Origin of the sequence: Nonomuraea lactucae, assembly GCF_003313395.1 — a bacterium.
Taxonomy (GTDB): Bacteria; Actinomycetota; Actinomycetes; order Streptosporangiales; family Streptosporangiaceae; genus Nonomuraea; species Nonomuraea lactucae.
Genome location: NZ_QNFZ01000293.1, coordinates 14867 through 39273, shown reverse-complemented (window position 1 = coordinate 39273; position 24407 = coordinate 14867). Strand labels below are relative to the sequence as shown.

At 71.7% G+C, this 24407-nt stretch carries 21 protein-coding genes and 1 pseudogene; 10 read left to right on the top strand and 12 right to left on the bottom strand.

Going from position 1 to position 24407, the window contains the following annotated elements; translation table 11 throughout:
• The first annotated feature begins 1 nt into the window (after position 1).
• Together DQW85_RS21195 and DQW85_RS21190 are read left to right on the top strand one after the other, a co-directional pair.
• Entirely contained in the window at positions 2-1624 is a 1623-nt protein-coding gene (locus DQW85_RS21195; protein ID WP_240197326.1) for a serine/threonine-protein kinase, read from the top strand.
• A 62-nt stretch (positions 1625-1686) separates the two neighbouring features.
• Positions 1687-2634 (top strand): quinone oxidoreductase family protein, encoded by a 948-nt coding sequence (locus DQW85_RS21190; protein WP_113702035.1) that lies wholly within the window; start codon positions 1687-1689, stop codon positions 2632-2634.
• 14 nt (positions 2635-2648) lie between these two features.
• Here the strand turns inward: DQW85_RS21190 and DQW85_RS21185 are convergent, their stop codons facing one another.
• From DQW85_RS21185 to DQW85_RS21175, 3 genes are read right to left on the bottom strand one after another with little or no spacing between them, the layout of a single operon-like run.
• Positions 2649-3668: a PucR family transcriptional regulator gene (locus DQW85_RS21185; RefSeq protein ID WP_113702034.1), complete on the bottom strand. Its 1020-nt coding sequence runs from the start codon at positions 3666-3668 to the stop codon at positions 2649-2651.
• Entirely contained in the window at positions 3668-4462 is a 795-nt protein-coding gene (locus tag DQW85_RS21180) for an ABC transporter permease subunit (protein WP_113702033.1), read from the bottom strand. The genes DQW85_RS21185 and DQW85_RS21180 overlap by 1 nt, the downstream gene beginning before the upstream one ends.
• On the bottom strand, positions 4440-5351 hold the full coding sequence (locus DQW85_RS21175) for an ABC transporter ATP-binding protein (RefSeq protein ID WP_113702032.1): 912 nt from the start codon (positions 5349-5351) through the stop codon (positions 4440-4442). The genes DQW85_RS21180 and DQW85_RS21175 overlap by 23 nt, the downstream gene beginning before the upstream one ends.
• A gap of 129 nt (positions 5352-5480) precedes the next feature.
• On the opposite strand from DQW85_RS21175, the gene DQW85_RS21170 reads away from it, so the two are divergent.
• From DQW85_RS21170 to DQW85_RS21160, 3 genes are read left to right on the top strand one after another with little or no spacing between them, the layout of a single operon-like run.
• On the top strand, positions 5481-5879 hold the full coding sequence (locus DQW85_RS21170; RefSeq protein WP_113702031.1) for an ArsR/SmtB family transcription factor: 399 nt from the start codon (positions 5481-5483) through the stop codon (positions 5877-5879).
• 18 nt (positions 5880-5897) lie between these two features.
• A complete protein-coding gene (locus DQW85_RS21165; protein WP_113702030.1) occupies positions 5898-6710 on the top strand; it encodes a patatin-like phospholipase family protein in 813 nt (270 codons plus the stop codon).
• A gap of 24 nt (positions 6711-6734) precedes the next feature.
• Positions 6735-7751, top strand: a complete 1017-nt coding sequence (locus tag DQW85_RS21160) for a 1-acyl-sn-glycerol-3-phosphate acyltransferase (RefSeq protein WP_113702029.1) — start codon at positions 6735-6737, stop codon at positions 7749-7751.
• Between the two features lie 28 nt (positions 7752-7779).
• Here the strand turns inward: DQW85_RS21160 and DQW85_RS21155 are convergent, their stop codons facing one another.
• The 3 genes from DQW85_RS21155 to DQW85_RS48255 all read right to left on the bottom strand — a co-directional run bounded on the left by DQW85_RS21155 (position 7780) and on the right by DQW85_RS48255 (position 10672).
• Entirely contained in the window at positions 7780-9261 is a 1482-nt protein-coding gene (locus DQW85_RS21155; RefSeq protein WP_240197325.1) for a cobyric acid synthase, read from the bottom strand.
• 209 nt (positions 9262-9470) lie between these two features.
• The gene (locus DQW85_RS48260) at positions 9471-10127 is read right to left on the bottom strand and encodes a hypothetical protein (protein ID WP_205315280.1); all 657 of its coding nucleotides are present in this window, start codon (positions 10125-10127) and stop codon (positions 9471-9473) included.
• Positions 10128-10444: 317 nt separating this feature from the next.
• Entirely contained in the window at positions 10445-10672 is a 228-nt protein-coding gene (locus DQW85_RS48255) for a CDGSH iron-sulfur domain-containing protein (protein ID WP_113702027.1), read from the bottom strand.
• 259 nt (positions 10673-10931) lie between these two features.
• Between DQW85_RS48255 and DQW85_RS21140 the strand changes: the two genes are divergently transcribed.
• Positions 10932-11912 (top strand): iron-containing redox enzyme family protein, encoded by a 981-nt coding sequence (locus tag DQW85_RS21140; RefSeq protein ID WP_113702026.1) that lies wholly within the window; start codon positions 10932-10934, stop codon positions 11910-11912.
• Here the strand turns inward: DQW85_RS21140 and DQW85_RS21135 are convergent.
• Together DQW85_RS21135 and DQW85_RS21130 are read right to left on the bottom strand one after the other, a co-directional pair.
• Positions 11909-14923 (bottom strand): MGH1-like glycoside hydrolase domain-containing protein, encoded by a 3015-nt coding sequence (locus DQW85_RS21135; RefSeq protein ID WP_113702025.1) that lies wholly within the window; start codon positions 14921-14923, stop codon positions 11909-11911. The two genes, DQW85_RS21140 and DQW85_RS21135, sit on opposite strands and share 4 nt — an antisense overlap.
• Before the next feature lie 170 nt (positions 14924-15093).
• Positions 15094-15969 (bottom strand): alpha/beta fold hydrolase, encoded by an 876-nt coding sequence (locus DQW85_RS21130; protein WP_113702024.1) that lies wholly within the window; start codon positions 15967-15969, stop codon positions 15094-15096.
• A gap of 172 nt (positions 15970-16141) precedes the next feature.
• On the opposite strand from DQW85_RS21130, the gene DQW85_RS21125 reads away from it, so the two are divergent.
• The 4 genes from DQW85_RS21125 (at position 16142) to DQW85_RS21110 (ending at position 20337) form a co-directional block, all read left to right on the top strand.
• Positions 16142-16663: a snapalysin family zinc-dependent metalloprotease gene (locus tag DQW85_RS21125; RefSeq protein WP_113702023.1), complete on the top strand. Its 522-nt coding sequence runs from the start codon at positions 16142-16144 to the stop codon at positions 16661-16663.
• Positions 16664-16866: 203 nt separating this feature from the next.
• A complete protein-coding gene (locus DQW85_RS21120; protein ID WP_275888226.1) occupies positions 16867-18489 on the top strand; it encodes a glycosyl hydrolase family 18 protein in 1623 nt (540 codons plus the stop codon).
• 335 nt (positions 18490-18824) lie between these two features.
• Positions 18825-19193 carry a hypothetical protein gene (locus tag DQW85_RS21115; protein WP_113702022.1) on the top strand — a complete coding sequence of 123 codons (369 nt, stop codon included), beginning with the start codon at positions 18825-18827 and terminating at the stop codon, positions 19191-19193.
• A 310-nt stretch (positions 19194-19503) separates the two neighbouring features.
• The gene (locus DQW85_RS21110; RefSeq protein ID WP_113702021.1) at positions 19504-20337 is read left to right on the top strand and encodes a helix-turn-helix transcriptional regulator; all 834 of its coding nucleotides are present in this window, start codon (positions 19504-19506) and stop codon (positions 20335-20337) included.
• Positions 20338-20554: 217 nt separating this feature from the next.
• On the opposite strand, the gene DQW85_RS21105 is transcribed toward DQW85_RS21110, so the two are convergent.
• From DQW85_RS21105 to DQW85_RS21090, 4 genes and pseudogenes are all read right to left on the bottom strand, one after another.
• Positions 20555-21889 (bottom strand): hypothetical protein, encoded by a 1335-nt coding sequence (locus DQW85_RS21105; protein WP_113702020.1) that lies wholly within the window; start codon positions 21887-21889, stop codon positions 20555-20557.
• A gap of 4 nt (positions 21890-21893) precedes the next feature.
• Positions 21894-22409: a hypothetical protein gene (locus DQW85_RS21100; RefSeq protein WP_162795169.1), complete on the bottom strand. Its 516-nt coding sequence runs from the start codon at positions 22407-22409 to the stop codon at positions 21894-21896.
• A 392-nt stretch (positions 22410-22801) separates the two neighbouring features.
• Positions 22802-23978, bottom strand: a pseudogene (locus DQW85_RS21095) (RNA polymerase sigma factor).
• A gap of 8 nt (positions 23979-23986) precedes the next feature.
• On the bottom strand, positions 23987-24394 hold the full coding sequence (locus DQW85_RS21090) for a YciI family protein (protein WP_113702018.1): 408 nt from the start codon (positions 24392-24394) through the stop codon (positions 23987-23989).
• Positions 24395-24407: the final 13 nt, after the last annotated feature.

The following is a 24407-nucleotide window of genomic DNA, read 5'->3' as shown; positions in this document are numbered from 1 at the left end:
CGTGAACGCTGAATCCCCGCACATCGGGCGCTACAGGCTGCTGAGCGTCCTGGGGCGTGGCGGGATGGGCACGGTCCACCTCGCCGAGGACGGCACCGGCCAACGGGTCGCCGTCAAGGTGATCAACCCGGAGCTGAGCCAGCACGAGCAGTTCCGCATGCGTTTCCGCCGGGAGGCGGACGCCGCGCAGCGGGTGCGCAGGTTCTGCACGGCCGCGGTGCTGGAGGCTGCGCTCGACGGCGACCAGCTCTACGTCGTCACCGAGTACGTGCCCGGCCCCAACCTGGAGCAGGCCGTCGAGCAGTCGGGCCCGCTCAGGGGGTCCAGCCTCGACGCGCTGGCCGTCAGCGTGGCCACCGCGCTCACCGCCATCCACGGGGCCGGAGTGGTGCACCGCGACCTCAAGCCGTCCAACGTGCTGCTGTCCCCCGTCGGCCCGCGGGTGATCGACTTCGGCATCGCGCGGGCGCTCGACACGCTCGGCGGGGTCACCGGCACCGGCGAGCTGGTCGGCACGCCCCGCTACATGGCGCCCGAGGTGCTGCGCGGCGAGCCGGTCTCGCCCGCGTGCGACGTGTTCTCGTGGGGATGCCTGGTGGCGTTCGCCGCCAGCGGGCGGGCTCCGTTCGGCGGCGGCACGCTGCCCGCGATCGTCTACCAGGTGCTCAACACCGAGCCCGACATCAGCGACGTCGAGCCGGGGCTGCGCGAGCTGGTCGCCTCCACGCTGCGCAAGGACCCGGCCATGCGGCCGACCGCGCAGCAGTTGCTCGACCACCTCGTGGGCCGCTCCGCCCAGCCGGAGCAGGCGGCGATGACCGTGCAGGTGGCCTGGCAGCAGGGGACGACCGCGTTCACGGACGCCATGCCGTACGCGCCTGTGAAGAGGAGGGGCAGGCTCCTCGCGGGGCTCGCCGCCGCCGCGGTCGCGCTCGCGGGCGTCGGCGTGGCCGCGTGGCGGACGCTCACGCCCAGCGGCCCCCCTGACCTCGCCGTCCTCTACCGGGAGGACTTCACGCAGACGACCGGCGGCTGGCCCGGCACCTACGACGCGGACGAATCGTCCAGCTACGGCTACCGTACGGACGGCACGTACGGGCTCGACGTGGAGGAGAACAGCGAGGAGCGCTGGGCCACCGCGCCGGTGCCCTTCCTCACCGCCACGCCCACGACCACGCCCGACCCGTCGGCCAGGCCGACTCCGATGCTCCCCTCGACCGTGCTCATCGCCGTCACCGCACAGGTCGAGCAGGTCACCGGCAGTGGCGAGTACGGCGTCTTCTGCCACGCCGCCGAGGACGACACCTACTACGAGTTCGGCATCGACACGACGGGCAAGGCACGCATCCGGCGCATCTTCGACGGCGCGGGCGGCACCCTGGCCCAGTCCGGCAAGGTGGACGGCCTGCCGGGCAAGGCCCGCATCGAGGCGTCGTGCGAGCAGCTCGGCGGCGCGGTGCGGCTGACCATGTGGGTGAACGGCAAGCAGGCGCTCCAGGCGGACGACCCGAACGGCATCGGCAACGGCAACCTCGGCCTGTTCGCCCGCACCCCCAAGGACAGCGAGTCGCTCCTGAAGACCACCTTCGACGACTTCGAGCTGCGCGGCCCCAAGGACTCCTGACCTCTCGTGCACGCACCGGGGGCGGGGGAATCCCTCGTCGCGGGGAGGAGTTGACTAGGACCATGCGCGCAATAGTCGTCGCCGAGCACGGCGGTCCAGAGGTCCTCGAATACACCGAGCTTCCCGACCCGGTTCCGGGAGAGGGCGAGGTGGTGGTCGATGTCGCCGCGAGCGGGGTGAACTTCATCGACGTCTACCACCGTTCCGGGGCGTACCCGCTGTCCCTGCCCACCACCATCGGGTCCGAAGGCGCGGGGGTCGTGTCCGCCCTGGGGCCGGGAGTGGAGGGTGTCGCCGTAGGTGACACGGTGGCGTGGGCGAACGTGCTGGGCAGTTACGCCGAGAAGGCCGTCGTCCCGGCCGGCGTGCTGGTGCCCGTCCCCGAGGGGGTGTCGGCCGAGCTGGCCGCCGCGACGATGCTCCAGGGCATGACCGCCCATTACCTCACCCACTCCACCCACCCGGTGCGGGAGGGCGAGAACGTGCTCGTGCACGCCGCCGCCGGAGGCATGGGCCAGCTGCTGGTCCAGCTCGCCAAGCTCAGAGGGGCCAGGGTCTTCGGCACCGTGTCCAGCGGCGAGAAGGCGAAGCTCGCCCGCGAGGCGGGGGCCGACGAGGTGCTGGGCTACGACGACTTCGCCAAGGCGTTGAGCGGGCGGATGGACGTGGTCTACGACGGAGTGGGGGCCGCCACGTTCGACGGCGGCCTGGAAGCGCTGCGACCGCGCGGGCTCATGGCCCTCTACGGCGCGGCCAGCGGGCCGGTGCCCCCCCTCGACCCGCAGCGGCTCAACCAGAGCGGCTCGCTCTTCCTCACCCGGCCGAGCCTGCCCTACTACATCGCCGACCGGGCCGAGCTCCTGCAGCGTGCCTCCGACCTGTTCGGGTGGATCGCGTCGGGGCGGCTGCGCGTCAACGTGTCGCACCGCTACCCGTTGGCCGAGGCCGCCCGGGCCCACGAGGACCTGGCATCACGTCGCACCACGGGCAAGCTGCTGCTGATCCCGTGACTCCAGGGCGCCGCTCAGGGCCAGGGCCATTCGAGCAGGCGCGCGCCGAGGACGGCGGTCTCCAGGGTGAAGCGCTGCGTCGGGTCGTCCGGTGAGAAGCCCGTCAGGCGGCGGATCCGTTCGAGGCGGTAGGTGACGGCACGGGCGCTGATGCCGAGCCGCCGCGCGGCGGCCGCCTGGTTGCCCTGCGCGGCGAAGACCGCCTCCAGCGTCTCCATGAGCGGCTCGTGGCCGCCCCGGGCGCGCAGCAGCGGGCTGAGCACGCTCGTCACCAGGTCCTCCATGGCGCTCCGGTCACGCAGCAGCACCGGGAAGACCAGCAGGTCGGCGGCCTTGACCACGTCCAGCCGGAGCCCGAGCCGGTCGGCCAGGTCGAGCGCTCCGGCCGCCTCCCGGTAGGAGGCGACGACGCCGCCGGGCCCGCGCTGCGGCCGTCCGACGCCGACCCGCCAGCCGGGCGCGAAGCGGGAGCGCACGTGGTGGGCGAACTCCCCCACCGCCGCCGGCAGGGTGGCCGGTACGACGCAGACGAGCAGGCCGTCGCGGACGGCGACGAGCACGTTGTGCGAGCCGAAGCGGGCGACCAGGTCGCGCTCGATGCGGTCCTGCTCGCCGTCCTTCAGCCCGCGGGCGACGGCCACCTGGTACGACTCGGCGAGCCGCAGCCCGAAGTGTTCGGCCCGCTCGGCAAGGCGTTCGGCCCGGCCGAGCAGCAGGTCCTCGACGAACTCCCTGCGTGCCGCCTCCTCCTCGCGGATCGCCGCGAGCTGCGCCCGCTCGTACCCCTCCATCAGCGCCGACACCGCCATACGCAGCGCGGCAAGCACGGCGGAGCCGTCGGTGTCCTGGGCGGCGGCCGACAGGGCGGCGTCGACGAGCGCCCGCAGCGGCACGCCCAGCTCCGCGGCCCGCATGCCCGCCTCCCGGTAGGCGTCGAGCGCGGCCCGGTCCGGCATCCGCCCCGTGGCGGCTGCCCCGGCCAGCACCGTTAAGTGCCCGCCGAGGAGGCCGGCGGGCACCTCTGAGGCCACCATCAGACTCCTACGTCACGCCTGTCGAAGGAGAGGACGGCGGTGAGCGCGAGCACCGCCACCGCCCCTGCCAGCACAAGGTAGTCCCCCACCGGCAGTCCCTCGTAGAGGGGCCTGCCCTCCGCGTAGTAGTGGAACGGCGAGACCCACTTGAGCCACGAGACGGCGTCCACGTTCTTGCCGACCGTGACGACCATGTAGCCGAGCACGGCCCAGACGCCGAGAACCGCCGAGGCGACGGCCTTGCGCCCGGTGGCGGCGCCGACGGCCAGCGTCAGCGTGCCGAAGAACAGCGCCAGCAGGTAGACCCCGATGTGGGCGGCCATGATGCGGTCGAAGCGGACGTCCATGTCCACGGACCGGGCCAGCGCCCACGCGACCGCCAGCGTCACGGCGGCCACTGCCAGCAGGCCGAGCGCCATGGCGGCGAAGAGCTGCAGCACGAGCCGCCTGCGGTCGATCGGCAGCGTGACGATCAGCTCGAACGTGCCCGACTCCTCCGGCCCGGCGAGCGACCGGTTGGCCAGGACCATCGCGCAGACGATGAACAGGACCGGCAGCAGGATCTGGTAGACGACCGTCTGCAGGTAGCCGGGCGCGGTGGCGAAGTCCTGGAGGCCGCCCATCAGGTCCTTGAGCGCGCCGGGATACTTGGCGACGGCCTGCGCGCTGTAGGTCGCCGGGTCCTCGACGATGCTCGGGTAGACGACCCCCACGTACATCGACAGGAACGCGCTGAGCCCGATCACCCACCCGATCAGCGCCCGACGGTGGTCACGAAGAGACTTGGAGATCATGGTTCCTGCCCTCCTCGCTGTAGTAGGTGAGGAAGATCTCCTCCAGGTCGGGCTCGGCGCTGACCATGTGCACGACGGTGAATCGGGCGGCGGCCTTGATGAGCGGGTCCGGCCTGCCGTCGATCGTGCAGCGCACGCTGGCGCCCTCCACGCGCAGGTCACGCACGCCCGGCAGCCCTTCGAACGCCTCGCGCGGCACCGGCGCGTCGAAATGGAGCTCCACCCGGCGCACCGCCTTCTCGCGCAGCGTCGCCACGTTCTCCACGGCGACCAGGCGGCCGGCGCGGACGATGCCGACCCGGTCCGAGACGTGCTCGACCTCGGCGAGCACGTGCGAGGACATCAGCACCGTACGGCCGGACGCGCGCACCTCGCGGACCATGGCCAGGAACTCCTGCTGCACCAGCGGGTCCAGGCCGCCGGTCGGCTCGTCGAGGATGAGCAGCTCGGGCTCGTGCATGAACGCCTGGATCAGCCCGACCTTCTGCCTGTTGCCCTTGGAGAGCTTGCGCATCGGCACCGACAGGTCGGCGTCGAGCCGCTCGGCCAGCTGGGCGACGCGGCCCGGCGGCACCCCGCCCCGTGTCCTGCCGAGGAACTCCAGGTAGTCGCGGGCCCGTTCGCGGCCTTCGAGCACGAGCTCGCCGGGCAGGTAGCCGATCCTGGCCCGGACCGCCGCCTCCCGGGAGTCCGCGCCGAGCACCCGCACCTGGCCGCTGGTGGGCCTGATCACGTCGAGCAGGAGCCTGATCGTCGTGGTCTTGCCCGCGCCGTTCGGCCCGAGGTAGCCGAAGATCTCGCCCGGCTGGATGTCGAGCGTGAGGTCTTCCAGCCCTCGGCGCCTGCCGTAGTACTTCGTCAGACCTTCGGCCTGCACCACTGCTGTCATGCCAGTCATGGTGACGACCCGGCGGCGCGGTGTCAGGGGGGCGTTCCGGCAGTCGCGCGGGTGGATTCCTTTCCGGCATCCGGCAATCTCGTTACTCCGGAATTCCGGTCCGGCCGGTACCTTGCAGGCGTGAGCAGCATCGAGGAACGCCTGGCGGATCTGGAGGCCCGGGTCTTCGCCCTGGAGGCGGCGCGCGGCACGCGGGCCGCTGGGGAGCCCACCACCGGGGACGTCACGCGTGCCTCCGCCGTCCTCGCGGCGGCCGGCCACCCGGCCCGGCTGCGCATCCTGCAGTTGCTCGTCTCCGGCCCGCGCCCCGTCGCCGAGCTCCAGGGCGTGCTGCACGTGCCCTCGCAGGGGCAGCTCTATCACCACCTCAAGACGCTGACCTCGGCAGGGCTGGTCGAGCAGCCCGAGCGGGGCGTCTACCGGGTGCCGTCCAGGGCGATCCTCCCGGTGCTCACGCTCACCGCCGCCGCCGTGGACGTCGCGGCCGCACCTGCCCGGACACAGACCGCACAGCCCTGATGCTGCGAAGGTGGACAGGTGGAGACTGCGTTCGTGCTCGGTGGCGGCGGCTTGCTCGGCGCGCACGAGGTGGGCATGCTCAAGGCGCTCGACGAGGCCGGCGTCGTGCCGGACCTGGTGATCGGCACGTCGGTGGGGGCGCTGAACGGGGTGCTGATCGCCGCCGACCCCGGCGCCGCCGTGCCGAGGCTGGCGTCGCTGTGGCGTTCGGACGTCGTGCGCACGGCCTTCGCCGGCTCGTGGGTCACCCGCCTGTCGACGCTGGCCCGTACCGGCACGCACCTGCACCCGATGGACCCGCTGCGGAGCCTGCTGCGCCAGATGGTGCCGGCCACGCTGATCGAGGAGCTGCCGGTGCCGTTCCAGTGCGTGGCGGCCTCGGTCGAGAGGGCCGCGGCTCACTGGTTCACCAGCGGGCCGGTGGTGGACGCGGTGCTGGCCTCGTGCGCGGTGCCCGGCCTGCTGCCGCCGGTGCCGATCGAGGGCGAGCACTTCTTCGACGGCGGGCTGGTGCACAGCATCCCCGTCGGCCGGGCCGTCCTGATGGGGGCCACGCGCGTGTACGTCCTGCATGTCGGGCGGATCGAGCGCCCGCTGACCGTGCCGCGGCGGCCGTGGGAGGTGGGCATGGTGGCGTTCGAGATCGCGCGCAGGCACCGGTTCGCCGAGGAGATGGCCACGCTGCCGCCGGGCGTGGAGGTGCACGTCATGCCGGCGGGGACGCCGCGGCCGCTCTCGCCGCTGCGCTACCGCGACCTGTCGCAGATCTCGCGGTACATCGAACGCGCTTACGAGGCTTCTTCCCACTACCTGCGGACAAGAGGAGGATGATGGTACGTCCCAAGGGAGGCCGACGTGCTTCCACCGCGCATTCTGCGGCGCCTTGTCCTCGCCCCCCTGGTCGTGGTCGTGACCGTGTTCGTGATCGTCACACTGCCGCTGTGGCTCGCGGTGACGGCCGCGACCTCGTTGCGGCTGCCCCCGCCTCAGCGCAGGGGGCTGAGGTTCGTGTGGTTCGGGGCCGCCTGGCTGACGCTTGAGTCGGCGGTGCTGATCGCGTGCCTGTGGCTCTGGGTGACCGGCGCGTTCGGCCGTGACAGGCATGTGGAACGGCACTACGGGCTGATCAGATGGTTCCTGTCCGAGGTGTACGCGGCGGCGGTGCGGATCTTCCGGCTGACCGTGGACATCCAGGAGCCGCCGCTCACGCCGGCGGAGCGGGCCGCGCGGCAGACCCGCCCGGTGATCGTGCTGTCGCGGCACGCCGGCCCCGGCGACTCCTTCTTGCTGATTCATCACCTTCTGGCGGTGTACGGCAGGCGGCCGCGGATCGTGATGAAGGCGGCGCTGCAGCTCGACCCCTCCCTCGACGTGGTGATCAACCGGCTGCCGAACGCCTTCGTCCCCCGCGGGCCGGGGAAGAACGGGATCATCCAGGAGATCCGGCGGCTGGCCTCGACCATGGACGAGCTCGACGCGTTGGTGATCTTCCCCGAGGGCGGGAACTTCACGCCCCGCCGCCGGCGACTGGCGATCCGGCGGCTGGAGGAGAAGGGCCTGGCCGAGGAGGCGGCGCGGGCGCGTGACATGGACCACCTGCTGCCGCCGAGGCCGGGCGGCGCCATCGCCGCCATCGAGGCGTGCCCGTCGGCGGACGTCGTCTTCGTGGCGCACACCGGCCTCGACGACCTGGCCACGATCAGCGACGTGTGGCGGAGGCTGCCGTTCACCGCGCACATCACCGCGCAGTGGTGGCGGGTGTCCGCGGAACGGATCCCACGGGACCGGGAGGCGCGGATCCGTTGGCTGTACGACCAGTGGCAGCGCATCGACGCCTGGATCAGCGCCCATCGCTTGGCCGGAACCGGCTGACCCCGCCGATCGCCTGGATCGCGTGAGGTCAGTCCGGGCGATAGGGGGCCGGCGGCGCGCCCGGCGGCAGGGTGGGGACGGGCGGCGGGCCGTGCTCGATGAGCCGCAGCAGCGCGGCCGTGTCGAGGTGCCGCTCGACCAGGTCGCCGAGGGCGTCGAGGCGCTGCTCCCGCAGCCGGGCGAAGTCCGTGCCCGGCGCGGGAACGAACGCCCGCCCCGCCCGCTCGGCCACGTCGGACAGGAAGGCCCGGCGGAAGGCGTCGTTCTCCAGGGCGCCGTGCCAGGTGGTGCCCCAGACGTTCGCGACGCGGCAGCCGTCCAGGAACGCCTCGCCGCCCTCGACCGTCGCTACGCCGTGGTGGATCTCGTACGCGCTGACCGGATGCCCGTAGGCGTGGCCGACCGGCCGCGCGAGCGTCTTCTCCGCCGCGAACTCCACGCGCACCGGCAGCAGCCCGAGCCCGTCGACCCGTCCCGCGCCCGACTCGACCTCGTCGAGGATCTCCCGGCCGAGCATCTGGAAGCCGCCGCAGATCCCGAGGATCGGCCCCTCGCGCGCGGCCAGCGCCCCGGCCAGGCCGGTACGCCGGAGCCAGGCGAGGTCGTCGACCGTGGCCCGCGAGCCCGGCAGCACGACCAGATCGGCGTCGTCCAGCTCGCCCGGCCCCGTCACGAACCGCACCGCCACCCCCGGCTCGGCCGCCAGCGCGTCGAGGTCGGTGAAGTTGGAGATCCGCGGCAGCCGCACCACGGCCACGCGCAGCGTCCGCCTGCCGTGCGGCTCCCCCACGGCGACCGGGCGGCCGTCCAGGGCCAGGGAGTCCTCGACGTCCAGCCAGAGCCCGTCCAGCCAGGGCAGCACCCCGTAGACCTCGCGGCCCGTCACCGCGCGCAGCATGTCGAGCCCCGGTTCGAGGAGCTCCCGTGCGCCCCGGAACTTGTTCACCACAAATCCCGAAATAAGCGATTGGTCGGCGTGGTCCAGCAGCCCCACCGTGCCGTAGAACGCCGCGAACACCCCTCCCCTGTCGATGTCGCCCACCACGACGACCGGCAGGTTCGCGGCCCTGGCCAACCCCATGTTGGCGATGTCGCCCCGCCGCAGGTTGATCTCCGCCGGGCTGCCCGCCCCCTCGCAGATCACCACGTCGTACGCGCTCCTCAGCCTGCCGAGCGACTCCAGCGCCGCGTCGCGCAGGAACCCCCTGAGCCCGCCGTACTCCATCGCGTCGACGTCGGCGACCGGCCTGCCGAGCAGCACCACCTGGCTGCGGCGGTCGCTGCCGGGCTTGAGCAGGATGGGGTTCATGTCGGCGACCGGCTCCAGGCCCGCCGCCCGCGCCTGCATCGCCTGCGCCCGGCCGATCTCCGCGCCGTCGGCCGTGACGTACGAGTTGAGCGACATGTTCTGCGCCTTGAACGGCGCCACGCGGACGCCCTGCCGGGCCAGCCACCGGCAGATCCCGGCCGTCACCACGCTCTTGCCCGCGTCGGACGTGGTCCCCGCCACGAGCAACGCACCCTCACCTACCCGAACGTTCCGCACTCGCGGGATACTGCCACATCCCCGGGACGCGCATACCGCGGCATTGACCACGACCGTGGCATCAGGCGACGCCCCCAACGGCGCGCGGTTCACGCCAACGGCGTCCCGTTTCGTGCTGGCCCGTCCGGGTACGGTGTGATCGCTATGAGGGGTGAACGCCCAGGTGGGCGTGGTCATGTGGGCCTCCGGCGGGCGAACGCGAGGGAGGCACCATGATGGATTACGTGCTCCCCCTGCGCTGGGAGAACGACTCCGGCCTGGAAGAGCTGACCGCCTACCTGCGCGTTCTGCGCCGCCACGTACGGGTCATCGTCATCGACGGTTCTCCCCCGTGGCTGTTCGAGCGCCACGCCGTCGCCTGGCATGGCCTGGTGACGCATGTCCGTCCGGCCGCCGATCTCCGTTGCGCCAACGGCAAGGTCGGTGGCGTACTGACCGGCATGCGGTTGGCGCGTGCCGAGCGCGTGGTCATCGCCGATGACGACGTCCGCTATGACGAGCGTGCCCTTGCCAGGATGAAGGTCCTCCTGGCCGAAGCCGAGCTGGTGCGGCCCCAGAACTACTTCGCACGACTGCCCTGGCACGCCCGCTGGGACACCGCCCGCACCCTGCTCAACCGCGCTCTCGGCGCCGACTACCCCGGCACGTTCGGCGTTCGCCGCTCGTTCTTCGAGCGGATGGGCGGATATGACGGTGATGTGCTGTTCGAGAATCTCGAACTGATCCGCACAGTCCGCGCGCACGGCGGCCGGGAGCTGCGCCCGCTGGATCTCTATGTCCGGCGGCTGCCGCCCGACGCCGCCCGCTTCTGGAACCAGCGTGTCAGGCAAGCCTACGACGATCTGGCACAGCCCGGCCGCATGGCGCTGTTCCTGTCCGTGTTGCCGGCGCTGACCGTCTGCGTGCTGCGCCGCCGGTACGTCCTGCCGGCAGCCGGTGCCGCACTGGCCGTGGGGCTGGCGGAGGTGGGGCGACGCAAGGCGAGGGGCCGGTGCGTCTTTCCCGGCACGTCGGCGCTGTTCGCCCCCGCCTGGATCCTGGAGCGGGCGACGTGCAGCTGGCTCGCGCTCGGGGCGGCCCTGTGCGGCGGCGTGCCGTACGCCGGGCGCAGGCTTCGCCGGGCGGCTCACTCCGTACGGTGGCTGCGTCAGGCCGGAGCCTCAGGCTCGCTGGCCGCCCGGAAGCCGGCCACCTTGTGGGAGCCGTCGCAGAACGGCTTGACCGCCGACCGTCCACACCGGCACAGCGCGACCGTCGCCCGCCCTGCGGGAATCGGCACACCCCCCTCGGTCACCAGCTCGAACGGCCCGCGGATCAGCAGAGGCCCGTCCTCACAAGGCGTAACCGTCACCACGTCATCTCCCTGATGCCACATCCCACCCCTCTTCCCGGCCGGAACAGTGGAACACCTGCGGCAGAGGCAGCGCCCGCCTCCCCAGCCGATGGCCCGCGGTCCACTGCGAGAAAGAGCTTGAGAAAGCCCTGGCCAAGGCCCGTTCCCGACCGGTGGCGCTCCGCGGTGGGCCGGTTTGACGCGTCAGGCTGGGGGCACTGGCGAAGGACGAGAAGGGGGACTCGTGACAGCGGTTGATGCCATAGGGGAAGGCTGCGGCGCCACTGGACGGGAGCCTGCGATGAGGCTCCCCGCTCCATGCGGGCCCGTCACCGCGACGCTCTTCGAACGCCTGGCCCGTCCGCCGGACGAGAGCCCGATTTCGCTGGACGTCACCGGTGTCGATCTGGGCGATGACGATTTCCAGCTCGCCCTGTTCGCCTGCTACGAGTTGCACTACCAGGGCTTTGACGACGTGGACGAGCGCTGGGAGTGGGCGCCGTCGCTGCTGGCCGCGCGGGAGGTCCTGGAGCGTCGGTTCGAGGAGACGCTCGCGCTGGCCGTGCCCCGACCGCCGCTCGAAGGCCCGGACGAGGTGCGGCGCACGCTCAACGAGCTGACCGCCGACGACGGCCCCTCCGTATCCACTTTCCTGGCCCGCCGGGCCGACCTCCAGCAGTTCCGCGAGTTCGTCGTGCACCGGTCGATCTATCACCTCAAGGAGGCCGACCCGCACAGCTGGGCGATCCCCCGGCTGCGGGGCAGGCCGAAGGCGGCGCTGGTGGAGATCCAGGCCGACGAGTACGGCGGCGGCCGCCCCGAGCGCATGCACTCCGAGCTGTTCCGCGCCACCATGCGCGGCCTCGGCCTGGACGACTCCTACGGCGCCTACCTCGACCGCGTGCCGGGCATCACGCTGGCCATCTCCAACGCGATGTCCCTGTTCGGCCTGCACCGGCGACTGCGCGGCGCCCTGATCGGGCACCTCGCCGCGCTGGAGATGACCTCCTCCCTGCCCAACCGCCACTACGCCACCGGCCTGCGCAGGCTCGGCGGCGACGACACCGCCGCCCGCTTCTACGACGAGCACGTGCAAGCCGACGCCGTACACGAGCAGATCGCCTCCCACGACCTGTGCCAGAGCTTCGCCGCAGCACACCCGCCGCTGGCCGGAGACGTCCTGTACGGCGCGGCCTGCGCCCTGCGACTGGAACGCCTGTGGGCCGAGCACGTCCTCGTCCGCTGGGAACGCGGGCTGACGTCATTGACGGAGCGCGCCTAGCCGGCCCGGCCCTCCAGTCCCGCGATCGCGATCGTGCCGGAGGTGCCGCGCAGACCGAAGCCGTAGCGGAAGCCCTCACGAGCCCGCGGCGTGGCCAGCGTGTCGCCGATGCCGGCTGTGCGGAGGCGTCGCCACTGCCCGGCCGTGTGGGCGAAGGAGGTGATGGCGTCGCCCGACAGCACCAGCGCGAACCGGTCGCCCGGCTTGAGCGTCACCGCCGCGTCACCGGGGGTGTCCAGGAACCGGCCGCCGACCCGCACGTTGATGCCCGACTGCTTGCGGGTGTTGTTGTACCAGGCGGTCACGTAGTTGTCCTTGTCCTTGACCCAGCCGACGAACACGCTGTCCTCCGGGGCGCCGGTGCCCGCGAACTCCCCGGCGGTGACCACACTGATCGCGTCGGCCGACGACGGTCCCAGCGGTCCGGCGACCATTCCGAAGAACGGCTGCGCGCCGCTGCCCGCGTACCGGCCGTCGCCGGCCGCGATCGACGGCTTCGCCTCGCCGCCTTCCGGCTGGTGCACGGCGTACCTCGCCGAGGTGTCCACCGCGAACCTGTCCTCGGCCTCCACCTTCGCGTACGCTGCCGGGTCGAGCGCCACCTCGACCTGCCCGTACGTGCTCACGGCCCGCCCCGAACGGTCGTAGGTCGCGAAGGCGCGCACCGGGTGGGCGCCGGGCCGCGGCGAGTCGCCGGTCGGCGGTGTCACCCGCCAGCGGACCGCGAACGTGCCACCGGGACGCACCACGGGCGTCCGCGCGCTCCCGAGCGGCTCGGCGGACCAGCCGGGCGGCACGGCCAGCGCCATCGTGACCCCGGTGGCCGCCCTGCGCGCGCGGTTGGCGAAGGTGGCCGTCACCTCGGCGGGACGTGCCTTCTGGTCGACGGCCAGGTCCAGCCTGGTGTCGGCCGCCGCGGGCGACCACGCCTGCAGTTCGGTGACGCCGACGTACGCGCCGGGCGGGTTGCCGAACACCAGCCGGATCCGGGTCGTGGTCAGGGCCGGGAACGTGATCCGGTTCAGCGCCGCGCCGGCGGGCCGCTCCGGGGTACGCGCCTGGCCCGGCACCTCACGCCACGCCGCGCCGTCCCAGAATTCCAGCCGGTACGCCGCCGGCGCCCGCACTCCGCCGCCGTCGTCGTAGGCGAGGAACCGCACGTCGCTCACCTGGGTGGGGACGCCGAAGTCCACGCCGAGATGGTCCTCGGCGTTCGGGGAGCGGTAGTTGGTCCAGCGGCTGTGCGGGATGTCGTCGTAGTAGATCCGCCCGTCCACGACGTCCCACACGTCGTCGATGCCGAAGGTGTACGACGCGAACGGCTTGGGATGGCCGGTGCGGTACGGGTTCGCGGCGTCGTTGCTCGGCCGCGAGGAGCGGTCCGGCGCGACGGCCGCCGGCACCCGGGCAGTCAGCTCGCCGAGTCCGGGCCGCACGGCGGCGACCTCGCCGTCCACGTAGACGCGCAGGCCCGCGCCCTGGCCGTACCTGGTGCCGTCGCGGTCCCACAGGACCGTCACGTTGTGCCCGTGGTAGGGCACGTTCTCCAGCGCGAAGTGGCCCCACCCTGCGGGGACCAGCGGGTTCACCACGACCTTGCCGTCCGCCCGCGGGCGGAGCCCGATCAGGCCGCTGATGACCAGGTCGTTGAAGGTCGAGTGGTTGTAGTGCTCGCTGTGCCCCCGGCTGTCGTAGATCCAGCGCGGCTCGTCGGGGTGGTGCGCCTCGGCGACGTACGGCCGGCCGTCCTTGTACTGGGTGAGCGCGTAACCGCGCAGCACCCGGTAGTAGTCGCCGGCGGTGACCGCGTCCTGGTCGCGGTCGTTGAGCAGGTTCGCCATCGCGGTGAGCGTGGTCGAGGTGGAGTACGGCCAGCTCGGCCCGTTCCAGCGGCAGCAGCCGCGCAGCGCGTCCTTCATGAACAGCGGGCTGCGCCGCTCGGCCGTCGTCGGCCCGTACGGCGCGGCGAAGCCCCGCGGGTCCAGCAGCTGCGCCCACGCCCGCTCGGTGCCAGGCCTGGCCATGCCGAACGCCCACGGCACGAACCCGATCTGCTCCCTGGCCGAGACCAGCCGCCGCTGAGGGTCCAGGTCGGCACGGGCCTTGTGGTAGAAGAACGACCGCTCGGGGTCCCACAGGTGGCGGTGCAGCGCGTCGCGCAGCGAGCCGGCCCGCCTCTCGAACGCCCTGGCCAGCGCCCCGTCACCGCGCATCCTGGCGATGGCGGCGATGGCCTTGGCGTCGCCGTACTGGTAGGCGTTCAGCGTGGGCCGGTAGCCGGCGCCCCCGTGGTAGGGGTCGGCCGGGTCGGTCTCGTACGAGGAGGCGGTGAACTCCATCGCGTCCCACACCGGCACCGACCAGTAGAGGCCCAGGTCGTCGTCGTACTGGCCGCCCCACTTGTCGTACTGGCGGACCAGGTCGGGCAGCAGGTCCTCGACGAGGCCCGAGTCGCCGGTGACCAGGTCGCGCTGGTAGGCGGCGTCGGCCGCCCACCAGGAGTACTGGTGCGCCCAGTCGTCCGTGTCCTTGTTGACGAAGTCCTCCTTCGGCTTGGGCCCGGCGCCGGGCCCCCGCAGCCAGTAGGTGAGGTAGTCGTCGACCGGGCGGCGGTCGCGCAGCCAGCGGCCCTCGTACACGTGCTGGCCCGCGGCGGCGACGATGCCGCCGAGCGGCGCGGCGTAGCCGGGGGCGTGGTGGAACTCCGTGATGACGTGACCGGTGGCGGAGTCGGTGTAGCGGATGTGCCGCTTGTAGGTGCTCCAGCGGTAGTAGTAGACGTCCTGGATCTCCCGGTCGGGCACCTCCAGGAACGGGACGTTGGCCTCGTACCACTCCGGCTCGGCGTAGCCGGACAGCATCGCCCGGTGGTCCAGGAAGGCGGTGCCCTTGCCGACCTCCGGATACACCTGGAGGGGCGCCTTCGGCGCGGCACCGGCCGGCTCGGGGATCAGCGCGGTCGGCGCGACCAGCGCCGCGAGCATCGAGAGCGCCGCAGCCGTGCGTCTCATGGTCACCTCAAGTGCGCTCGGGGGGAGGGCGACCGGGCTACACCCGGCTCATTCAGATCCGATCGCCAGTTCCGACCGAATCTGACCGCTATTGCTCAACTATTGACCAGTCCCGAGCGAAGCACAAGATCCCCGTGCCCGCTGCACCCCACCTCCGAGCCGCGTCGGCCTCAGTCCTGGGCCTCGGTGAGGACCTGGCGTAGCGTGACCGCGAAGGCGTCAGGGTCGCCCCGCATGCCGAACTCGCCACCCATGAACCCGCCGTGGTGGCTGGGGAAGGTCACGGCCGTCGTGCCGAGCCGTTCGGCGACGGCCAGGCCCCCGCGGTGGGCCATCTCGCCCTCCGACTCGGCTCCCACGCCGACGACGACGCGGGTCGACGCCGCGCGCAACGCGTCGAAGTCGTGCTCGTAGTGCGTACACGTGATGAGGTTCTGCCCGAACAACGGGTCGTCACGGGAGCCGTCGTCCTCCGTCGGTAGCCCCATCTCGGCCGGACTCTGTACGGGCTGATCGGCGAAGTCGGCCGGAACCTCGCCCCGCAGGCTCGTGACCGCGAAGAACTTCACCATCGCCGGGCCGAAGCCGTCCCGCTCGTACGTCCGGCGGATGTCCACCACCGCCGCCAGCGCCTGCTCGCGATCGGGCAGGGCCTGGGCGGCCGGCGGCTCGTGCGCCACGAGCGTACGCACCTGCTCCGGGTGCCGGGCCACCAGCACCAGCCCGTTGACGGCCCCGCCGCTGCTGGCGAAGATGTCCACCGGCTCGCCGCCCAGCGTGGAGATCAGCCGGTGCAGGTCGTCCGCGTGCTGTTCGGGCGTGGCCTCGCCGGCGCCGGCGATCCGCTCGCTCCGCCCGATCCCGCGCGGGTCGTAGGTCACCACCGTCCGGTCCGGGAAGTGCCCGGCCAGGCTGGTGAAGCCACTGGCGTCCATCGGCGACCCGATCATCAGCAGGATCGGGGCGGTGCCCGCCGCGGCCTCCCGCACGTCGTAGCGCAGGGCAGCGCCTGGAACGTCGAGGATGCGGGTCTTCGGCTCGGTCATCTGTCACTCCTTCGTCGATGCTCGCCGATACAGACCGGCGGGAGCGGCGAAACTCATCGGACGCACCAGCCGCGGCTGATCCATACCACCGTGATAGGTGGAACCTGACTTGTCCCCAGACAGCCCTGTCACGCCTACTGTGACAGCACCCCCCATTGTCCGAGGAGACACGATGCCCAACCCCTTACGTCTCGCGCTCTCTCTCGTCCTCACCCTCGCCTTCCTGCTGGCCACCTCGCCCGCGCAGGCCGCGTCCCTGGTCAGGGTCCTCCGGTACGACGCCAGTCGGGCGGCCGAGTTCCGCGGCGCGGTGGACCAGGCCGCGCAGATCTGGAACTCCAGTGTCACGAACGTCCGCCTCGTCGCCGGCACCCCCGCCCACTTCGTCGTCCTGGCCGACAACGGCTGGCCCCGCGCCCAGCCCACCAGCCTCGGCCGCGGCACCATCTGGATGGGCAGGCAAGCCACCTCCCAGGGCCATCACCCGGTGCGCATCGCCGCCCACGAGATCGGCCACATCTTGGGACTGCCCGACCGGCGCACCGGCCGCTGCTCCGACCTGATGTCCGGCTCCAGCGCCGGGGTGAGCTGCACGAACCCGAACCCGAACGCGGCCGAGCGGGCCGAGGTGGACCGCAACTTCGACGGCGGCACCCCGCAGATCGAGTTCGGCCAGCTGCACGTGGACCGCTGAACCAAGACGCCTACTGCGGCTGGTCTCCCTCGCCACGGGCGGCCGGCCGCTCGGCGCGGTGCGGCTGCTTAAGGGAGACTCAAGCGCGCCTTAACGGGGCCTGGACCCCGTTGACCTGCCTCTCCGGCGTGCCTACGCTCCCGATCCATTAATAGGAAACTTTCCTATTGCCGGGGGCAAGGCTAGATTTGGAGAGGCATCCCTTGAAACGACTTCTCATCGTCGGCTCGATCGCCGCGCTGATGGTCGGGTACGGCACGGCCGAGGCCGCCGCCGCCCCTGCCACCGCGACTTTCAAGTCCACCGCTGACTGGGGCTCCGGATTCCAGGCCACCGTCACCGTGAAGGCGGGGTCGAGCGCGCTTGACAAATGGACGGTCGAGTTCGACCTCCCCACCGGGAAGATCACCTCGGCGTGGGACGCCGAGATGACCAAGGACGGTGACCATTACACGTTCACCGGCAAGTCGTGGAACTCGGCGCTGGCCGCCGGGGCCGACACGAGCTTCGGGCTGGTCGGCTCGCCGGGCGGGATCACCTCGGTGAAGAACTGCACGATCAACGGCGCCCCGTGCGCGGGCGGCTCGGACGACACCCCGCCCAAGACCCCCACTCCTTCGCCGACCGCCACCAAGACGCCGACGCCGACGCCGACGCCGACTCCGACTCCGACGCCCACTCCCACGGACACCCCGACGTCCGGGCCGGGCGGCAAGAAGGTCGTCGGATACTTCACGAACTGGGGCACCTACAAGCGCGACTTCCACGTCAAGAACCTGGTCACCAACGGCTCGGCGGGCAAGCTCACCCACATCCTGTACGCCTTCGGCAACGTCACGGGCGGCAAGTGCGCTCTCTCCGACACCTACGCCGACTACGACAGGGCCTACAGCGCCGCCGACAGCGTCGACGGCAAGGCCGACACCTGGGACGCGGGCGCACTGCGCGGCAACTTCAACCAGCTGCGCAAGCTCAAGGCCAAGTACCCGGGTCTCAAAGTGATCTTCTCCTTCGGCGGCTGGACCTACTCCAAGGGCTTCACCGAGGCTGCCAAGAACCCCGCGGCCTTCGCCCAGTCCTGCCATGACGTGGTCGAGGACAAGCGCTGGGCCGACGTGTTCGACGGCATCGACATCGACTGGGAGTACCCGAACGCCTGCGGCGAGACGTGCGACACCAGCGGCAAGGCCGCGTTCAAGAACATGATCCAGGCGCTGCGCGCCCAGTTCGGCGCCAAAAGCCTGATCACCGCCGCCATCACGGCCGACGGCACCGACGGCGGCAAGATCGACGCCGCGGACTACGCGGGGGCCGCGCGGTACCTCGACTTCTACATGCCGATGACCTACGACTACTTCGGCGCCTGGGCCAAGGAAGGCCCGACCGCGCCGAACGCGCCGCTGACCTCCTACCCCGGTATCCCGCAGGCGGGCTTCTACGGGGACAAGGCCATCCAGAAGCTCAAGGGCATCGGCATCCCGTCGAACAAGCTGCTGCTCGGCATCGGCTTCTACGGCCGTGGCTGGACCGGCGTCACCCAGAAGGAGCCGGGCGGCAAGGCGACCGGCCCGGCGCCCGGCACGTACGAACCGGGCATCGAGGACTACAAGGTCCTCAAGTCCAAGTGCCCGGTGACCGGGACCGTCGGCGGCACCGCCTACGCGTTCTGCAACGGGCAGTGGTGGGGCTACGACACCCCCGCCACCATCGCCGGGAAGATGTCCTACGCCAACAAGCAGGGGCTGGCCGGCGCCTTCTTCTGGGAGACCAGCGGTGACACGGCCAACGGCGAGCTGATCTCCGCGATCAGCAACGGCCTGAACTAGCCACCCTCCGCACGGCCCCTCGCCCTCCTGCCGGGCGAGGGGCCGCACTTCTGCGCGCGATCGAGAGGCGCGGCAGCCATCACCCGCGCCTCTACGACCGGCGGCTCTTCGTCAGTCGATGCGACTCAGCCAAGCGTCCTGAGCGTCGGCCACCCCCTCAACCAGCGGTATCGGGACGAAGCGGCACGCGAACACCAGACCAGCGTCCGCGCCATCACCACGAACCTGGTGGTGCCACGCATCAGCGCTGTCCGGACGGGCCGTGAGCTGGAAGAACGTCGTCCTCCGAGGCTGCCCGGTATCGGCATCAGGTTGACGTGGTGGGGGGAGACCTGGTGGAGATCACCGCCTGGTCCCTGGGATGCTCGCTGAACCCTGACCGCAGTTGGTGGTTGCAGTGCACGCTGGCCTTGGAACTCGCGCTCGGGTTCGAAGCCTGTGGGGTCAACGGTGTCGAGCTGCGTCCCCACCGGCTGACCTTCGCCGTCGGCGGCACAGACGGGGTGACGGTGTTCCAGGAGAACTACTCCAACGGGCCGCTGGGGGCCATCGCGGCGCGCTTCTACCGTGCGTGGGAAAGTCGGCGCGCGATCGCCGACCGGCTGGGGTGGCAGCGGCCCAAGCCGCCGTCCGGGAAGCTGCCGATGGCGAGGTTTCTGCAGCAGGCGCGACAACGTGTGCGGTCCTCAGCGGCCATGCCTTGAGCTTGGCATGCCCGTGTCCGTGCCGGTCCTGGCCAAGCAGCGCTGCTGCCCGCACCCCGCCGCTCGATTCCGGCGGCGATGGGGCGGGAGATCAGGACGCGCGGGTTGGCGGTGTGCGGCCAGCGCCGGCGACGCTCGGCGAAGTAGTCGCGCAGCGCGTCGTCGGCGGCCCAGAGAGCCGCGATCACGACGGATACCGCACCGGCAGATAGCGTGGCCGCCGATTGAGGCATTTGCCGGATCTGCCATAACCCGCGACCGGGAAGTGCCCTGGGACATGGGACTTTGAAGTGGATTCCTTGGTCAAGTAATGGATGAACGGTCGCCCGTTACGGAATCCTTGAGACGCCGCAGCCCACCTTGCTGGCTGCCCTCCGAAGCGATGAACGAGTGCGATGGCGGATCAGTGGAACAGCTGGAATACCGAAAACTCATCAACGTGCTGGAGCAAGTGGCGGGGGCTCGGGAGGGGGAGCTCTATCCGGTGCTCGTCGAGGCCCTGGCCGTCCATCTCGGGTGGATCGACGCGTTCGTGGCCGAGAACCCAGCGTATCTGGCGCTGGGAACCGATGGCGACGAGCAGTACCTCACCATGTTCCGGCCGGACTTCGTGGAGGAATACGTCGAGCGCTGGCGCTGGAACAATCCGTTCGCCTCGCGCGGCGGGGTCGCCTGCCTGAGCCGCCACGGTGTGGCGACCCTCGGACGGCTCCGCCTGCGGGCGACCGATCCGGAGCGGGACTTCGCCGACAAATTCCTGCACCGCAACGGCATCGACGACATGCTGAAGGTCGTCGTCAGGTCCCGGGCCACGGGCGCGGTCAGCACACTGGGGGTGCCGTTCGACGGTGACAGGCGCGCCATCGAGCCGGGCGACCTGCTGATGGCGGCTACGCTGGGCCCCTTGCTGAGCCCATACTTCGACACGAACCTCGTGCCGCCAGCCTTCGGGCGGGACCTCAGCTCAGGTGAGCGCGACGTGGCCGAACTGGTGGTGCTCGGGGAAGACCACAAGCAGATCGCGCGGCGGCTGAACGTCAGCGAGAGCACGGTCGACAAGCACCTCACATGCGTCCTCGAGAAGACGGGATGCGGCAGCCTGACCGAGCTGACCGCCCAGTGGAAACGCCGCCCGATGAGCTGACCGGGCCCATCAGCGCCGAGTTCGCGGCGTGGGCCGGGGTGAGCGCGGCGACACCTGATCCGACACGCCCGTTCCTGGGTGTCGATGAGAGCGACCTGGCAGGTCGGGGTCAGCGGGGCGGTCAGCGCGCACCTCCACGGGGTCGGGGGACGGCGCCGCTGGATCGGGTCCAGCCGAGGTGCGGCCAGAGCGGCCATTGATCAAGTTGCGTCGTAATCTAAGCGAGGTAAGCGGCCACGGTGATCACCACCGATATCGCCAGCATCCAGCGTGACCACACCCGCCAGAGCCGCTCCCGCCGCTTGACCTGCACGGAGCCCGCGAACGACGCCAGGCTCAGCGCGAACGCCGCGAACAGGATGGCGACGGTCAGTCGCGTGTTGCGGGTGCCGGCGCTGTCCGCGAGATCCGCGTGGCGTGCCTGGTCGCGCGACAGGCGGTCCAGGTCCTGCTTGTCTCCGGCGAGCAGGGCGCGAGTGGCGGGGTCGACTCCGTCGGCGGATCCGGGAATTCTGCCCATGGTCCGCACCAGCCGTTCCGAGCGGGCGGCGGTGCGTTCATCGGCCGCGGCGACCGGTGAGTGCTGCGCCGACTCCGCCGCGGTCGCGTCGATCAGGACGTACTGCCTGGTGGCCGACCGGACGCCCAGGTCCCTGGCCATCCTGCGGGCGTCCGCCCCGAACGAGGCCACGATGCCGCTCGCCTCGATCGTGGCCGAGAGGCGGTTGGCGTAGCGGGCAGCCATGGCGTGTTCGCGCTGCTCGCCGTTGTTCGCCAGCAGTTGGAGCGGCGCGATCAGGGTGAGCGTCATCCAGGCCAGCAGCGCCACGCTGACGGACACGCGGCGCGCGTCCTGCCGGATCGGCTCCGGGATCAGCCCAGCGTCCTGGGAACGTCGGCGTCCTGTACGGCGGCGCACCATCCGCACCTGCAGCAGCAGGTAACCGGCCACCAGCGGAAAGACCAGGCAGGAGAGCAGGAACGCCCGTCTGCTCGTCTCGTCGCCCGCCCGCTGGCCCGCGTCGGGATCGAGACGCACGAGGCCGGGGTGCCGGGCGCGCATGTCGGCGAGGCGGCGCGGAAGGTCGAAGGAGTGGTCGGGCGCCTGGTAGCGGTCGCCGTCCACGAGCGTGCCCTTGCCGCGCTCGGCGAAGCGGAGCTGGGCGGCCGTCTGGGCCTCGGTGCCCGCCTCGAACCGGGCCGCCGCACTCCCGGCCTCAAGCTCCAGTTCCTCCGCCCGCACCTCGGCCATCGCGATCCGGAAGGCCGGCCTGGCCTCGTCGGTGTAGACGAACCGGATGTCCTCGAGGGCAGCCGCGGAGCGCTTGATGTCGTCGCGCAGCGCCCGCTGCCAGTCATCGGAGGCCTGCGAAGACAGCAGCGCGCCGGCGAGCACCGGCAGCGCTACCAGGAGGGCGATCACGAGCTGGAGCAGGTTCGCGGGATCGCCCAGGTTCCGGCGGAGCCGTCGCAGGCCTTTGACGAGCCGTGATGCGTCGCTGGCGCGGGGGCGCGTCGTCGGCACGCCGCCGCGCTTCGCCTTGCGCGCCACCGGGTCAGTCCTGCCGCTCGAAGTGCAGCGGGGAGCCGTTCTTGCCGGTCAGCATCAGAGCGGTGCCGGACCATTGCATCCGGTAGCGCTCCGGGGCGAGTGACGACAGGGGACGCGCGTAGTCACGCGAGGGGTCCTCGGGATCCTTCAGCGTCCTGGTTCCCCACGTGGGGCGCAGGGTCAGGGTGTCACCCCGAACCGTGGCCCTTCCCTTGGCTGCGACGGTGAAGCTGAACACCCCGGCGGGCCTGGGTTGCATGACGACCGACGCGTGCTTGTAGGTGCCGTCGGCGGCGAACCGATAGACGAGCTCCGCCGTGCCGAAATCGCTGGTGCCGGTGGCCACCCAGGTGCCCACGAGCCGCGCGATCCCGCTCGTCCGAGTCGTCGGGGTGGGTGTGGGCGATGGCGATGCCGTCGAGACGGTGGGCGGCGGGGGCGTGAGCTCACGCGGGGGTGGGGACGCGCACCCGGCGAGCATGACGACGGCGGCCAGCACCGCTGGCGGAGACGTACGCATGAGCCCCTCCGGGAGACGTGGGCGGCGTGCCCAGCTGTCAGGAGTTACCAGCACACGTTCCGATATCGCGGTGGATCATCGACCTGCTACGACCGGCGTCGTCGAGAACCGCCGTCGATGCTGCGGCCCGGGGACGCGGACCGACGGGACGACGGTCGGGTCCGCAGCCGGGTGGCCGGATGGGTGAAGGCGTGCCGCCGCCTGGTCGAGCGCGGCAGCCCACGACGATCCGCCGTCCGTACGAGGGGGTGCCGCATGACGGTCGCGGTGTGCCAGCCGCCGACCGGGGCGACACCATTGAGTCACGGTCTTGACCCGCCCACTCACTGTGAGGCGACCGCTCTGGCCACGGGGGCACGCCCAGTGCCGCGGGAAAATCCGAGCGCGAACCGTCAGCGACATCGGCGGGCGTTGAGCCGGGCGGCCTGGCGCGTCAGGTGGTCGCGCTCGGCGAGGTTGGGTGCCTTGTGGGCCGCCTCGGCGTACAGCCGTGCCGCCGTCGCCAGGTCGCCGTCGCGCTCGTGGAGGTATGCCGCCACCGCGGCGTGGCGGGGCAGTGAGGCGTCCAGCGCCGCGAGCGCCGCCAGGCCGGCGCGCGGTCCGTCGGCCTCCCCGACGGCGACCGCGCGGTTGAGCCGGACGACCGGGCTGTCGGTCAGTCGCGTGAGCTCGTCGTACCACTCGACGATCTGCACCCAGTCGGTCTCCTCGGCGGCGGGCGCGTCAGCGTGGAGTGCCGCGATGGCGGCCTGGGCCTGGAACTCGCCCAGCCGGTCGCGGGCGAGGGCCGCCTGGAGGATCCCGACGCCCTCGGCGATCAACGCAGTGTCCCACCGGCCGCGGTCCTGCTCGGCGAGCGGCACCAGGCTGCCGTCGGACGCGGTCCGGGCGGCACGCCGGGCTTGGTGGAGCAGCATAAGGGCGAGCAGCCCGGCCACCTCGGGGTGGTCGATGCGGGCCGCGAGCTGCCGGGTGAGCCGGATGGCCTCGGCGGCGAGGTCGACGTCGCCGGAGTAGCCCTCGTTGAAGACGAGGTAGAGGACGCGCAGCACGGTGGCGACGTCGCCGGGCCGGTCGAAGCGCACGCCGGAGACGGTGCGCTTGGCCCGGCTGATGCGCTGCGCCATGGTCGCCTCGGGCACCAGGTAGGCCTCGGCGATCTGGCGGGTGGTCAGTCCGCCGACGGCGCGCAGCGTGAGCGCGACCGCCGATGCCGGGGTCAGCGACGGGTGGGCGCACAGGAAGTAGAGCTGGAGCGTGTCGTCCACCGCGGGCGCCGGCCCGGGCGCCGGCTCCTCCTCGACGCGGTCCTCACGCCGGCGGCGGGCGGCGTCGGCGCGGGTCGCGTCGAGGAACTTGCGCCAGGCCACGGTGACCAGCCAGCCCTTGGCATCCCGCGGCGGGTCGGCCGCCCAGACCCGGAGCGCCTCGACCAGAGCGTCCTGCACGGCGTCCTCGGCCGCCGCGAAGGTCCTGCACGGCGTCCTCGGCCGCCGCGAAGTCGGCTCCGCGGCGGACGAGGACGGTGAGCACGCTCGGCGTGAGGCTCCTGAGCAGGACCTCGTCCACCGGTGACGTCACTCCGTGATGGTGGGAGGCGCGGCCAGGAACGGGCGCACCTCCAGCCACTCGTGGATCGGCTTGCCGCCCGCCCCGGGGGCGGCCGACAGCTCCCCGGCCAGCTCGACGGCGCGCTCGTAGCTGTCGACGTCGATGATCATCCAGCCGGCGATGAGGTCCTTGGTCTCCGCGAACGGTCCGTCGGTGACCGGCGGGCGCCCCTCACCGTCGTAGCGGACCCACGCTCCCTCGGGGGCGAGCGCCTGACCGTCGACGAACTCACCTGTCTTCTCCAGCCGGGCCGCGAAGTCGTTCATGTACTGCACATGCGCCGAGATCTCCTCCTGGCTCCACTGGTCCATCGGCACGTCGTTGACCGAAGCCGGGGCGCCGCGGTAGTGCTTCAGCAGCAGGTATTTGGCCATCGTGGTTCTCCTC